Here is a 13,736-nt window from a genome sequence, read left to right on the forward strand (position 1 = left end):
TAGTTGTCGGTACTTCATCACTGCTTCACTTTGGTCGGTAAAGCCCGTGAGGGTACCGGCGACGGCCCTCCCGTCTCTACCTGGTTACGCCAAAGTGCTGCAGTTATTATCTGAATTCACGAACTCAGCCCGACTCAAGAGCTTACTCCTCCGCTATCCCAAACGAGTATCAGAGTACAAGCTTACAAAAGAACGAATTGTAAGCTCAAACGTATTTGCAAAAGAATACTCCCAGGGGCTCCCTATACCATTTTTCCCTTCTGACTTTTTTCAGTTTGGTCGTTCAGAGGACCTTTTAGCGTTGTGGGACATTCCGTTAATTGAAGATTACCAATATGATAAAAATTTGGCGGGCAAGCGCCAAAGCAAGCTATACCCTTGGCCTGACCTTCATATTGAACAAATTTTATGGCTTTCTTTCATTAACAAACACATACCCATAAAAATGCCGCATAAGTTTGGAGCTGGCAGAGAGCAGGTAAAACTTTCCCGGAAAATTATCGCTAACAATCTAATAATTGCAGAGCGCGCTGAGCTGGATTTGGAGGTGCCTGACAGGCTCGATCAAAATGATGGAGCTCCCTATACTCACTATACACTCAAGCGGTGGGAACAACTTTATAAACATTTTGTCGATCCAGGATTTGAAGTCGAGGGTAGCGTCGGGCTGACCTTAAAGCGTTTATCTGCACGCACTGTTCAATATTTTATCAGCGGTTTGAAGCAACACATTCGCTTGTGGTTTTGCCGGTTTCGAATCAAATCTTGAGTTAAAAATTCGCTAAGAATCCGGCCCGACTGATCCCATCGATGATATACTAGACTGCTCTCTTCGGAAGCTCAAATAATATACTACCTCTAGACTACCGGCGCATGCCGGGGAGACACATAACACTTAGCGTACAGCTCAAAGGGTAACAGCTTTGACAAACTTCAAAGACATCAGTGTTGTTGTTCAGGGCCCAGTACAATCCCTGAAAGGGCGTGAGCAGGAAGAAGGCATCACCCAAAAGTGCCTGTCATCCATAAGAACGTTTCTGCCCGGCGCTCATATTATTCTCTCTACCTGGCCTGATCAACAACTAGCAGGACTGGACTATGACGAGCTGGTTATTTCGGAAGATCCAGGCCCGAACATACGTAACTTTTACAGTGATGGTCAGCCACAATATTACAACAACAACCGCCAGATTGTCTCAACACTAGCCGGCCTCAGGCAGGTATCAACGCCTTACGCTATCAAGCTGCGAAGTGACAACTACCTTACCGGTAATGGGTTTGTCGAACTTCAAAGCCAGTACCCGAAGCGATGTAAAAGCCACCGAATTTTTCGTGAGCGGGTAGTGGTCAGCAACGTCTTTACCCGGCGCTACGCTAAAGGTTTCAAGGTCGCCTTTCACTTGAGTGATTTTTTCTACTACGGATTAACGGAAGATTTACTTGCTATCTGGGATCTTGAGCTGCTTGATGATGTTTCACCCGAGCAAGCTGCCAAAGCAAACGCGTTAGCCCACGGCTTTATCATAGACTGCACTCAGATGTTCTGGCTCAGGACGTTAAAAAAATTCGACGGCTCGATAAAGCTTGATGGGCTTTTTGACAACTCCCGTCAAAAGCTCGAGCTATCCGATGGTTATTACGCCAACAACCTTGTTATAGCTTCCCCCGAAGAGTTAGGGCTAAGCCTTAAAGGAAGATTTTCGGGGAACGCCCGGATTGCCAGGCAAAAAGGAAAATGCGCCCAATGGCAGCACTGGGAATGGCAAGAGCTCTACCGCAGGTTTTGCGACCCTGAAATGCCCCATACGCCGTTATATAAAAAGCTTCGCCTTTTCGGGCAGCGCATCATTTACGTTTACCCTGCCAGGCTAGAAACTGCTTTTAAGCTTTGGAAACAGAAATACAAACAATCATCGGCCGCTTTATGATAACCAGATTTAACCTCAACGGAAGCAGTTTTTACTATTACGCTTTACTACTCATAATTGGTACTTTCCCTGCTTTGAGCTTGATAATAGAAGGGTATGGCAGTGGAGTATGGTACCTTTTAGGTGTTTTGGGAATTGCCGCGTTTGCAAGTAAGCCCACTATTGTTAAGTCAATCATTCGGGATAGGAGGCTACTTCTGCTCCTGTCGCTGCCATTGGCTTTCGTCATTTGGTCTTTTCTGATCTACCATTTCATCGATTCCAGTGATTTTGCAAAGTCCAGATTTCAGAGGCACACGCTTCTGCTCATTTGTATTCCTGTTACTCTGCTATTTTATCACTTGAATTTCCGCACTAAAGATCTTTTGCTCTGTTTTTCTCTCAGCGGTATAGTTTTTTTGGTTTACTGGTTGTTGGATGATGGTGCCGGCAGGCTGGACGGCTTAGTGCACGCTATTCATTTTGGCAACATTGCGCTAATTGTATTCATCCTGTGTTGCGGCGCTTCTGCGTTACAAACACGTCGTCACTGGTTTGTTATCTCAGTCGTTGGCGGTGCTGGCTCTTTGTTAGCATTTATCCAGGCCGGTTCCAGGGGAGGCGTCATGGCGCTCGTTATTGCTCTCCTCGTCATTGGTTTCTGGTTCAGCATTTCACGCAACCGTATACGCCATTTCACTATTACCCTCGTGCTGGTTATGCTCGCGGCAGGCTTGTCCATTAACTTCATACCACCACTTTCCGATCGTTATGATGCAACGATCCAGGAAGTTAGTAAAATTAATGATGGGCAGATGTATAACTCAGTAGGTATGCGGCTCATGATGTGGGATGCTTCATTAGAGGTCGCTGCCCACTCCCCTTTTATAGGCTCAGGCTTTTCTGCTTATAGAACTGAGATTTTTGACCGGATTGAAAAGGATGAGCTCAAGCCTATTATGTCGGAATTTTCATCTGAGCCACACAGTCAGTTCTTATACCAGCTGGCCTCGCACGGGCTGATTGGCGTGTTCCTTTTCCTGTTGCTGGTGACTGTGCCCCTGTTCTACCTGGCCTCTGAAAAAACGGTTTCCGACCGAGCAAGCAAAGTACTTGCGCTTACCTTAAGTATCATTTTTTTATCTTTCTTGTTTTTTGGCCTGACAATAACACTGTTTGACCAGCGGCGAGTTTTACAGAGTTTTGGTCTGCTCTATAGCCTAACAGCTTGGTTTTTAAGCGTTAAGCAAAAGGAGAGAATTCTTTGAAGGCCGCAATTGCTATCCGTCAGATTCAGAAGTACACGGGAGCCGTCCGAAATGTTATCGAACATTGTGGCTATCTGAGGTCGTTAGGTTATGAAATAACCATACTAAGCGAATGCTACTCCTCCAAGATACTCTCTGAGTGTGATGCGGACCTGGTCCGGGTAATGCGATGGCCTATAAAAGGTACCTTTCGCAGAGTCTGGTTTGACAAGTGTGTTCAACGCTGGAGACGGAAGAATCCAACTGACCTTTTCATAAGCCATGGTGATAGTCACAGTGATGATATCCTGGTAATGCATAACTGCGTGAGACTTCACGAAGAAAAGTGCGGCACTCAAAAGATCGATGTTGCACCGTTCCACGATTCGATTATTTCAGAGTCAACCTATAGAGTTCTGATCGCGAACTCCCGTTTGATGGCACGAGACTTTATTGAGAGATACGGTGTTGCCCCCCATAAAATCCGTGTTTTCCATCAAGGTGTAGATACGGATAGATTCAATTCTCAGAACCGTATCATCCACCGCAAAGCGATTCGGCAGGACTTGGGTCTTACAGACAATGAACACCTGATCGGCCTAATTACCTCCGGTGACTTTACGAAGCGCAATGTGAGTTTTTTCATCGATCTGGCAGCCTATATCAACGAGAGGCTGCAATCGCCCGCGCACTTTTTAGTTGTCGGCAAGTCAGGCACATCCCGGTTTGCCGACCAGATAAAAACACACAATTTAAAAGCACACATTCACTTTATGAACCCGGTTGCACACGTTGAGCAACTTTTTCATGCTCTGGACCTTCATGTGTTTCCAGCTTTATTAGAGGAGTATGGCAGGGTTGTATTGGAAGGACTTGCTTGCGGTACCCCATCTGTTGTGAGCAGTAATGTGGGTGCTTCAGAGCTTATGCTCGATGAAGCTGTTCCGGAAGTGATACACGGCTATGAACTGCAACAGTGGGGCGATGTTATACTCGGAATACTGAATGATCGTGAACAACTCGTAAAAATGGAACAGGCATCAGTAGAACTTGCCAAAAACTACTCAATGAAAACTCAGGAAATGAAAATGCGCAAGATACTGGCGTCAGTGACTCCTGGGTGAGTTGCCCTGATAGCCCTGCATCAAGGAGCGCCACCCCCTGTCCAGGTTATTAGTGAGTACTTTCCTCAATGACCGTTTTAGTCGCGTCAACTGGGAATGTTTCCAGGGCGTATCCCGGTCAGCCTTTGGATCAATATAACCTTTATCAAAATCAATCACGTAAACGCCTGAAGCACCGATCAAGATATTGAAGCAGTTAAGATCTGCATGGAAAACGTTCTGGTCGTGAAACTCGCGGATTGTATGCCCAATACTGGCCCAGTCTGAATCCTTTAACTGTTCAATGATGCTTCCCATTGGCGAAACTCCTCCGAGACGCTCCAGAACAATTGACGCTGAATACCAACCATTTTTCAAATTGTACATGGCTGCAACAGGTACTGGAACCGGCAGACCTTTAGCAACCATCCGTTGAAGCAGCCTGAACTCTGCAAACGACCTGACGCGTTTTTCGCCCGTATACAGATACTGGGACCGCACCAATTTCCTCACCAGTCCTCCACGCTGATATTGCCTCAAAACCCACGACTGGCCCGGAAGCTCAATAAACCACGCGCTACCGCGCCCTCCCGCGGAAACAGGGGCAGCCTTCTTGCCCCAGAATGCTGGATCAAACCAATTTGTATTGAAATCACCTGCATACTCCGCAGCCACAAGCGTAGTAATGCCGTTGATTTGAACTCTTACTTCGTCACCAGAGCCCACGTGCATACCTCTTTGGAAGTATTTCTTTAATTACTTAAATAAAAAAGCCGCCCTTGAGATGACAAAAGAGCGGCTTAGTGAGCAGTCAATTCTGATACGCCAACTTACTTAACCAACGTCAACCAGTCACCATGCTCCGGCAATTTCCCTTGCACCGCATCAAAATACATAGTCTGCAGCTTTTCGGTCACCGGTCCACGCTTGCCAGCGCCGATGGCACGGCCATCCAGCTCACGGATGGGCAACACCTCAGCGGCCGTACCGGTAAAGAAGGCTTCTTCGGCAACGTAGATTTCATCGCGCGTGATGCGACGCTCTTTCACCTCAAGACCCAGGTCTTTGGCAAAGTCGATGATGGTGGCGCGGGTAATGCCTTCCAGGCATGAGGTCAGCTCCGGCGTATGCAGTACACCATCGCGCACCATGAAAATGTTCTCACCGGAACCTTCTGCCACATAACCTTCGTTATCCAGCAACAGTGCTTCTTCGGCTCCGCCTGAAATGGCTTCGTTCAGGGCCAGCATGGAGTTGATGTAGTTGCCGTTCGCCTTGGCCTTACACATGGTGATGTTCACATGGTGGCGCGTGTAGGACGACGTACGAACCTTGATGCCTCTTTCCTTTGCCTCCGGTGACATATACGAAGGCCAGCTCCAGGCGGCAACCATGACATGCACTTTCAGATTATCCGCTCGCAGGCCCATGCCTTCAGAGCCGAGAAACACCATGGGGCGCAGATAGGCTTCATCGAGGTTGTTTTCCCGAACTGCGGCGCACTGTGCATCGTTCACTTCGTCTTTGCTGAACGGCATGGTCAGGTTCAGGATGTGGGCCGAACGGAAAAGGCGATCGGTATGATCCTGCAGGCGAAAGATGGCCGGCCCATTCGCGGTATTGTACGCGCGCACGCCTTCAAAACAGCCCAGGCCGTAGTGCAGAGTGTGGGTCAGGACGTGGGTCTTGGCATCACGCCAGGGCACCATTTCTCCATCCAGCCAGATAACGCCATCGCGATCAGCCATCGACATTCTTCGTTGCTCCTAAAAAAGCGATTTTCGGGGATTCGATATTCTAGCAGGAATGCGCTGTGGAACGACACCCACCGCATTAACTGCCCATGATTTTCTGCCACACAGACCGCACGTACTGGCGCTCTTCACTGAACGCCTGGCCTTCCACCTTGTCATCCAGATTTTGCAGTGCCCGCCGGTGAATGCATGAGCGCAGTGTTATATAGACTTCGCGCAACCCCTCTGCATCCTCTACAGGAAGCACGCCAGCCTGGCCCAGTGCTTCCATCTGGCGAATATTATCGGACCACTGGGTCAGCTCCGGGTAATCTGCACTCCATGCAAGCATGAGATACTGCACCATAAACTCGATATCGACGATGCCGCCGTTATCGTGTTTTATGTGAAAGGTTTCGTCCTGGCGGCTCGGCGGGGTGCCATGATTGGCACGCATTTTCTCGCGCATTTCCACCACTTCCCGGCGCAGTTGGTCGCTATCCCGCTTCTGGCAGAGAATATCATGCCGCACAGTTTCAAATGCGGCCAGGGTTTGCGGGCTGCCAGCAACACCACGAGCCCGGGCCAGTGCCTGATGTTCCCAGGTCCAGGCATCGTTGCGCTGGTATTTTTCATAGGCCTGAAGTGTACTTACCAGCAGCCCCGAGTTACCGGACGGGCGCAGGCGCATATCAACATCGTAAAGCAGCCCCGACGGTGTCTGGGTATTGAGTATGTGCACAATTCTCTGGCCCAGGCGAGTATAGAAAACCGCGTTGTCGATTGGTTTGTTGCCGTCGGTTGCCAGCTCCGGATCAGCATTATGAATAAACACCAGATCGAGATCCGAGGTATATCCGAGCTCAATTCCCCCCAGCTTTCCATAACTGACCACCGCAAAATCCGTTTCGCCACTGGCACCGTCGGCACGGCCGGGGTAACCGTGCCGTGCCACCAGGTTGGCAAAGGCCACATCCACCACATGATCCAGAACAACCTCTGCAATCCAGGTCAGGTAATCGCTCACCTTCATCAGTGGCAGGGTGCCTTTGAGTTCCGAGGCGGCAACCCGCAACGTGTGCGCTTTTTTAAAGTGCCGCAGCGACTCCATCTGGTTTTCCAGATCGTCGTAGGAAATACGCAGCATTTGCTGTCGCAGCTCGTCCTGCAACTCTTCCTTTGCCGGCGGGCTGTAAAGGTGTTCTGCATTAAGCAGTTCGTCCAGCAACAGTGGCGTGGCCGCCAGCCGGCGCGCAATCAGCGGGCTCTCGCTGCACAGCTGCACCAGCTGGGTGCGGGCCCCGGGGTTTTCCAGGAGCAGGACCATATAGGCGGTGCGTCGCAAAATCGCTTCAACCAGTTGCAACACGCGCTCCAGGGTTTCTGAGGGGTTTGCGACCTCTGTCAGCGCTTCGAGCAATACGGGCATAAAACGGTTGAGGCGTTTGCGCCCCTGGGTCTGCAGCGTCTGCACCGTACGGCTGTCTCTCAGACCCTGAACTGCCTTCAGGCTAGCGGCCGGATCTTCGTACCCGTGACGACTGAGCCACTTGGTATCCGAGGCGTCATCAGCTTCCGCCAGCCAGAGCTCAAACCAACGCTCATCAAGGGGGGATTGCGTGTCGGCCTCGCTGTCTTCTGTGGCGATAATATTGGCGAAGTGTGTTGCCACCCGGTCCCGATGCTGTTTCAGCTCCTGCTCGCAGTCAGCCCAGTTTTCAAAGCCCATGATCAATGCAATCCGCGCCTGTGACAGTGTGTCCTCCGGCAGCAACTGGGTCTGTTTGTCTTCTATACCCTGCAGCGCATGCTCAAGGTTACGGAGAAATACATACGCTTCGCGCAGTTCGCGCACCACATGCGAAGGCAGCAGCTCAAGTGCTTCCAGCTCTTGCAGGATGGTCAGTAATTCCCGCTGCTGCAGTTCCCGGTCGCGACCACCGCGGATCAACTGGAACGCCTGCACCACAAACTCGATTTCCCGAATGCCGCCACTTCCGAGTTTGATGTTGTCTTCCAGTCCCTGCCGGCGCACTTCCCGGCTGATCATCGCCTTCATATTGCGCAGGGATTCAAAGGCACTGAAATCAATGTATCTGCGATACACAAAGGGCCTCAGACTTTCCATGAGGACCTTTCCGGCCTCTGGGTCCCCGGCCACAACCCGGGACTTCACCATGGCGTAGCGTTCCCAGTCACGGCCCTGGTCCTGGTAGTAGGTTTCCAGGGCCGCAAAGCTCAGCGCCAGTGCCCCGCTCTGCCCGTAGGGGCGCAGGCGCATATCTACCCGGAACACAAAACCATCGGCGGTCATCTGGTCCAGAGCCTGTATCAGACGTTGCCCCAGGCGGATAAAAAACTGCTGATTATCCAGGGAGCGGCGCCCACCCCGGGTTTCCCCTTTGGCAGGAAACGCAAAAATCAGATCAATATCCGACGATACGTTCAGCTCTCGCCCGCCCAGCTTGCCCATACCGATCACAATCAACGATTGCGGTGCCTCCACGCCTGAGACAGGGTTAGCCCCCCAGGGTGTGCCATACTGCTCACAGGCGGCCTCATGCAGCCAGTCCAGCGCACCCTGCAGGCACACCTCGGCAAACTTGCTGGCCGCCGTCATGGTTTCATCAAGGTCTGCCCAGCGCATCAGGTCACGCCAGATCATGCGAAACTGTGTTTCCCGGCGAAAATAGCGTAGCGCGGCATGCAGATCGGCTTCGCTGGCAACCTGTGCAAGGTACTCTTGCCAGCGTGCCTCAAGGTATTCAGGCGTGGTGGGCTCACTCAGACACCGGGACTGAAGTAACGCCTGCACCTGTTCCGGATGCCGTTCCAGGGTCTGGCGCAGGAACAGACTCCGGGCCATGGCCTGGGCCACTGTCGCAGTGGAAATACGGTTTCCCGCCAGCAACCAGTTCGGCACGCCCTCCGGAAAAACCGACGACCAGCAACCGGCAACCTCTTGTGCCAGCGGCAACGGTAAGCCACTCCACGGCTCGGACATAACGCAAACCCCTGTCTCTCTGTTATATTTCCGTTACTGTATACCGAACTCACCCACGACTGAACAGGCCAGTGCCGGATGCTGAGAAACCGTATCCCCCTAAATCCCGAACATGCCAGAGGCCAGGTCCCCATGGGAGGGCTTATCCGGAAACGGATGAAACGCCTGTTCATAATTCTGCTGATTTTGCTGACCACCCAGGTACTGATTATCTGGGCCGCAGAAGAGCTGACTCTGTTTGAATCCCTGTGGATGACAATGACCACCATTGCCACGGTTGGCTACGGAGATTACGCGCCGGCCACCTTTATTGGCCGGACAAGCACCATTCTGCTTATGTTCGTTGGCGCAATTACTCTGCTGACGCTCATTATCAGCGATTTTATCGAGTACCGGTTCTATCGCCGGGAACGCATTCTCACCGGACGCTGGATCTACAAAATGAATAACCACATTGTGATTATCAACACCCCCAAACATGGTGGCACCACCTACTTCATGCGCTTTGCAACACAGATCCGCGCTGTTGAAGGTTATGAATCCATTCCCATCATGTTACTGACCCGGGAATTCCCCAGTGGACTGCCAGCGGAACTGGCAGATCTGGGCATTGTGCACTTTCACGGATCAGGGTTTGATCCCGATGCCCTGAAAGCCGTCCATGCCGGTAGCGCCAAACATATTGTGGTACTGGCGTCCGACGAGTCTGACCTGCATTCCGACAGCCTGACCTTCGATATATCGCACCGGCTGAGTGAACTGAACCTCAGCCACAAAGCTACCGTTGAGTGTGTCACTGATACCAACCGTGCCCGCTTCAAAGAGCTGGGCGTAAGGGGTATCATCCGCCCGGTCCGCACCTACCCTGAAATCATGGTGCGCTCGGTGGTCGCCCCCGGGTCGGAAAAAGTGCTGGAAGACATGTTCAATTACGAACAGGATCATCCACGCCGCTACGATCTGGAGCTCAGCGAACTCAACTGGGCGGATATCGTCAGCGCCCTGATTCGCCATGACATTGGCACAGCTCTGGCCTATATAGATGCAGACGATGAAGTCATTTGTCACCCGCCCGTGAATGAGGCGATTGAAGGCAAAGGGTTAATCGTTCTGGTGAAATCCAGCGAGACCCCCGGCATCGAGGTTGTTAAAGAAGCCCTGGAGCGCTACCGGACGTTTATTGAGGAATGGAGAAGCGTGCAGAAAAATGCGACCATCACCGATTCGCCAGCCTCCTCCGTTCATACTGAATAACTTTATCAGGCTCTGTCTATGGAATCCGTACTCTTCCAGCCGTTGGTGGATGCGCTAGCATCCGGCCGGTCACAGGTCATTGTTGACGCGGCAACACTGTTCAACGCGGCCGACCTTGCCGAATTTATCGAGCAGAATATCGATAATGAAACCGGCCGCTCCCTGTTTCAGAACCTCCCCATGTCGTTGCGGGCGAAAGTGCTGGGGTTCACCACCCCGGGCACCCAACTGGAACTGACGGAAGAGACACCGCTGGGTGAGCTTGCGCTGCTGACCGCAGAAATGCCGTCCGATGACCGGGTTGATTTTTTTAACCTGCTGGAAGAACCCCGCCAGAAGCAACTGATCAGAAAACTTAACGAAGAAGACCGTAAAGATCTGACCGCGCTTCTGGCCTACCCCGAAGGCACCGCCGGGGCCCTGATGAGTACGGATTATGCCGTTTTTGAATCAGGTATTACGGCAGGTGAAGCCATTGATATTCTGCGCAAGACCGCGGAAGACAAAGAAACCATCTATCAGTCTTACGTGGTTGATAAAGAAGGTACCCTGATTGGCGTAGTGTCTCTGCGCCGGCTGATTATTGCCAAGCCGGACACTGTTGTTGATTCACTGCTCGCAACGGGCCTGGTGTCGACTCACACGGATACGGCTCAGGATGACGTGGCCAGGCTGATCACTAAATATGACCTGCTGGCCCTGCCGGTACTGGATGATAATAATCACCTCACGGGCATTATCACCTACGACGATGCCATGGATGTGATTGAGGAAGAAGCCACAGAAGACATTCACAAGGGCGGGTCGGTCAGTAAACTGGACACGGGCATTGCCACAGCGCCGCCTTTCTCACTGTACCGTTCCCGTATTCAGTGGCTGGTGATTCTGGTCTTCGCCAATATTTTCACCGGTGCCGGTATTGCGCATTTTGAGGACATTATCGGTGCCCATCTGGCGCTGTTGTTCTTCATGCCGCTGCTGGTAGCCAGTGCCGGTAACGCCGGCGCCCAGTCCGCAACACTGGTGATACGGGGAATTGCAACCGGTGAGGTGGTAAATCGCGACTGGTTTCGCCTGTTCAACAAGGAACTGCTGGTAGCCAGCGCCCTGGGCCTGACCATGGCCATAACCGTGTGGGCCGTGGGTATATTCCGCGCCGAAATTGCCATTGCCACAACCGTCGCTATAACCATGATCGCAGTTGTACTCGCCGGCGGGCTGATCGGCATTCTGCTGCCGCTTCTGCTTAACAGGCTGGGCGTGGATCCGGCCTCTGCCAGCATTCCGCTGATTACCACCATTGCCGACGTGAGCGGTGTGCTGATTTACTTCAGCATTGCCACCGTTATTTTAGGTACCTGACGACTCTCTTACCCGGTTCGCCAGCAGGCCCAGCTGGCATTGACCAAGCTCTGGCCTGCCAAGCACTCTGTGCAAAGGCTGGCCTGCAGACAGGTCCTTAATCAGTAAGCGAAAGGCCTGCCCCTGCCCGCAGGCTTCAGCGCCAGCCTCAAGCACGGGTATATCCAGGCCGGTAAAAGAGACACGGCCCTGCTCCAGCCAGGCCCGGCTGAGCTGCTGCAAAAAGCGGTCAACGTCATCCGTGGCGCTGTCATGCCCGCCTGCATCTTCATCCGTCACCCCCGGATGCAAGCCGGCAAGGTGATACCCCTGCTCTGCCTTACTCACCAGATTAAGAAACACCGGGCACTGTCGGGCCAGCTTTTCGGCCCACACAAGCAAGCGTGAAGCATCGCCGGACACCAGCTCAAACTCCACTTCGTGTAAAGGTTTTTCCTGGCCGTCGGCGGCAATCACGCCATCGTCGAGCGCGCATTCAATCACGGCCTCGCCGTCGTTCAGCATCACAACCTGACGGGTGAAGTTGGTCTCAAACACCGGTGCCAACAAGGCCAGGTTAATACGATCACCCAGGGGTGTTTCCGCCAGCAACGCCAGTGACAGCTCAGGCCCTGGGACCGGCCACTCCCACTCTTCGCGCTTGTGCGCGCCGTCAACAAACTCACCCCGGGTTTTCAGTGTCTGGACATACTGATTCCCGGCCTGGCGTACACGCAGAGCCGCCTGTTGCTGGTTAAGCCCGGCTTCTGGCGTATCGTAGTAGCAGTTTACCAGGGATTTCCTGCTCCCTTTTTCGGCTTCAGGTTGCGCCAGAAGCCAGTCCCGGGCCTGCGCAAGGACGCCTGGCTCAAGACTCAGTTTGATTTCCAGCTCTTCGGCCATAGCCTTCGCCTCTTTTAAATTCTGTGAACCCATAACGCAAAAGCCGGTGACCCTGAGGCCACCGGCTTTCTATACTAACTGATCAGCTGTTCAGCAAATCAGAAGTAGTATACGGCACCAACTGCTGCCATGGAGCGCTCGTCGGCATAACCATCAATATTACCGTCATTGTTGGCATCATAGCCCCAACGCTCGTCGCCGCCACCGAGGTAGCCTTCAACGTACACATACATGTGGTCAGACAGGTTGTGCAGCGCCTGCAGGGTGATGGTGTCCTGCTTGCTTTCACCGCCAGCAGCATCTTTCATGTCACCGTCCAGCTCTTTGTACTCATACGCAAGCGCGAACTGGTTCTTGCCAAGGGTATAAACACCCATCAGGCCGTAGATGTCAGCCACGTCTTTACGGGTCTGGAACTGACCTGTCAGGCGCAGGTTGTCCAGGTTTCCGCTAACACGCAGGCCGTAGGTGTTTTCATTGTTTTTCGGAGTTCTGAGGTCATTGCTTGAATACTCGGTAGAACCATCGTTGGAGTCCATGGAGAACGCCAGTTCCAGAGCATCAACTTCATAGATAGCGGCCAGCTGATAAGGATAGGACTTTCCGCCTTCCTTATTGTCACCATTGATCTGAAGAGCAGCACCCAGCGTCAGCCCGCCGAAAGACGGTGACATATACTGAACCAGATCGCCTTCGCCAGTGTCGTAGAGACCCGTGAGGTTCATGGTTGCTACTTCAAAGAGGTTTGAAATCTCATCAACAGAGGTTTCATACATTGAATCGTCAGAACCAACCCACACCTGACCAAAGCTGTCGCCTCTTACACCAATGTAGGCTTCGTCCAGGCCATCGATGCCACTGCTGTTGGCTTTGTCGTCAGCGTCAATGTCTTCCAGCTCCAGCTTGAAGAAGCCGGTAATGCCCGGAGCAATTTCGTGATCGTGCAGAATACCCAGAGTAGAACCGTTGTCGAAATGGTCTACCTCTGAAGGGCCATTATCAAAGTTGTCGTGAGTGATGGCGTACTGGATGTTACCGTAAATGGTTGGCAGGTTGCTTTCCTGCGCCATCGCCGTGCCGGAAATGGTAGCGGCAGCGACTGCGGAGGCAATGAGTGTTTTTTTCATGTCCTGTGTCCTTTTGCGAATTTTCAGGTTTTAACAACGGGTAAATCCCGGTTTCTGTAAGGCGCCCCAGACATCTGGCGGCTCCAGGTTCAGGTTTGCTGCATGCTACATCAGAAA

General features: G+C 52.3%; 11 protein-coding genes. 6 read left to right on the forward strand and 5 right to left on the reverse strand.

The annotated features are described in order from the left end of the window. The 4 genes from FFI95_RS14970 to FFI95_RS14985 form a co-directional block, all read left to right on the forward strand. On the forward strand, positions 1 to 769 hold a 769-nt coding region (locus FFI95_RS14970; protein WP_222120411.1), incomplete at its 5' end, for a WavE lipopolysaccharide synthesis family protein. Positions 770 to 923: 154 nt separating this feature from the next. After that, complete coding sequence (locus tag FFI95_RS14975) at positions 924 to 1,928, forward strand: WavE lipopolysaccharide synthesis family protein (protein WP_144823842.1); 1,005 nt, start codon at positions 924 to 926, stop codon at positions 1,926 to 1,928. Next, positions 1,889 to 3,175, forward strand: coding sequence for an O-antigen ligase family protein (locus FFI95_RS14980; protein WP_144823843.1), 1,287 nt, complete (start codon positions 1,889 to 1,891; stop codon positions 3,173 to 3,175). The genes FFI95_RS14975 and FFI95_RS14980 overlap by 40 nt, the downstream gene beginning before the upstream one ends. Further along, the gene (locus tag FFI95_RS14985; protein WP_144823844.1) at positions 3,172 to 4,278 is read left to right on the forward strand and encodes a glycosyltransferase family 4 protein; all 1,107 of its coding nucleotides are present in this window, start codon (positions 3,172 to 3,174) and stop codon (positions 4,276 to 4,278) included. Before FFI95_RS14980 ends, FFI95_RS14985 begins: the two co-directional genes overlap by 4 nt. Here the strand turns inward: FFI95_RS14985 and FFI95_RS14990 are convergent. The 3 genes from FFI95_RS14990 to glnE form a co-directional block, all read right to left on the reverse strand. After that, positions 4,261 to 4,983, reverse strand: coding sequence for a 3-deoxy-D-manno-octulosonic acid kinase (locus FFI95_RS14990; protein ID WP_186312033.1), 723 nt, complete (start codon positions 4,981 to 4,983; stop codon positions 4,261 to 4,263). The two genes, FFI95_RS14985 and FFI95_RS14990, sit on opposite strands and share 18 nt — an antisense overlap. A gap of 104 nt (positions 4,984 to 5,087) precedes the next feature. After that, entirely contained in the window at positions 5,088 to 6,011 is a 924-nt protein-coding gene (locus FFI95_RS14995) for a branched-chain amino acid transaminase (protein WP_144823846.1), read from the reverse strand. A gap of 79 nt (positions 6,012 to 6,090) precedes the next feature. After that, positions 6,091 to 8,994 carry a bifunctional [glutamate--ammonia ligase]-adenylyl-L-tyrosine phosphorylase/[glutamate--ammonia-ligase] adenylyltransferase gene (gene glnE, locus FFI95_RS15000; RefSeq protein ID WP_144823847.1) on the reverse strand — a complete coding sequence of 968 codons (2,904 nt, stop codon included), beginning with the start codon at positions 8,992 to 8,994 and terminating at the stop codon, positions 6,091 to 6,093. Positions 8,995 to 9,072: 78 nt separating this feature from the next. Here glnE and FFI95_RS15005 point away from each other — a divergent pair, with 78 nt between their 5' ends. Beyond that, positions 9,073 to 10,248, forward strand: coding sequence for a potassium channel family protein (locus tag FFI95_RS15005; protein ID WP_144823848.1), 1,176 nt, complete (start codon positions 9,073 to 9,075; stop codon positions 10,246 to 10,248). Between the two features lie 18 nt (positions 10,249 to 10,266). Next, positions 10,267 to 11,610 (forward strand): magnesium transporter, encoded by a 1,344-nt coding sequence (gene mgtE, locus FFI95_RS15010; RefSeq protein ID WP_144823849.1) that lies wholly within the window; start codon positions 10,267 to 10,269, stop codon positions 11,608 to 11,610. Here the strand turns inward: mgtE and FFI95_RS15015 are convergent. Beyond that, a complete protein-coding gene (locus tag FFI95_RS15015; protein WP_144823850.1) occupies positions 11,599 to 12,492 on the reverse strand; it encodes a CYTH domain-containing protein in 894 nt (297 codons plus the stop codon). The genes mgtE and FFI95_RS15015 overlap by 12 nt on opposite strands. A gap of 98 nt (positions 12,493 to 12,590) precedes the next feature. After that, positions 12,591 to 13,619, reverse strand: a complete 1,029-nt coding sequence (locus FFI95_RS15020; RefSeq protein WP_144823851.1) for a porin — start codon at positions 13,617 to 13,619, stop codon at positions 12,591 to 12,593. Positions 13,620 to 13,736 lie beyond the last annotated feature (117 nt).

The sequence above is a fragment of the Marinobacter piscis genome (assembly GCF_007671655.1).
GTDB classification, from domain to species: domain Bacteria; phylum Pseudomonadota; class Gammaproteobacteria; order Pseudomonadales; family Oleiphilaceae; genus Marinobacter; species Marinobacter piscensis.

Bases quoted from the DNA above. Each gene is read 5' to 3' on its own strand.
- FFI95_RS14995 (WP_144823846.1), bottom strand. From the start codon at position 6,011: ATGTCGATGGCTGATCGCGATGGCGTTATCTGGCTGGATGGAGAAATG.
- glnE (WP_144823847.1), bottom strand. From the start codon at position 8,994: ATGTCCGAGCCGTGGAGTGGCTTACCGTTGCCGCTGGCACAAGAGGTT.
- FFI95_RS15005 (WP_144823848.1), top strand. From the start codon at position 9,073: ATGCTGAGAAACCGTATCCCCCTAAATCCCGAACATGCCAGAGGCCAG.
- mgtE (WP_144823849.1), top strand. From the start codon at position 10,267: ATGGAATCCGTACTCTTCCAGCCGTTGGTGGATGCGCTAGCATCCGGC.
- FFI95_RS15015 (WP_144823850.1), bottom strand. From the start codon at position 12,492: ATGGCCGAAGAGCTGGAAATCAAACTGAGTCTTGAGCCAGGCGTCCTT.
- FFI95_RS15020 (WP_144823851.1), bottom strand. From the start codon at position 13,619: ATGAAAAAAACACTCATTGCCTCCGCAGTCGCTGCCGCTACCATTTCC.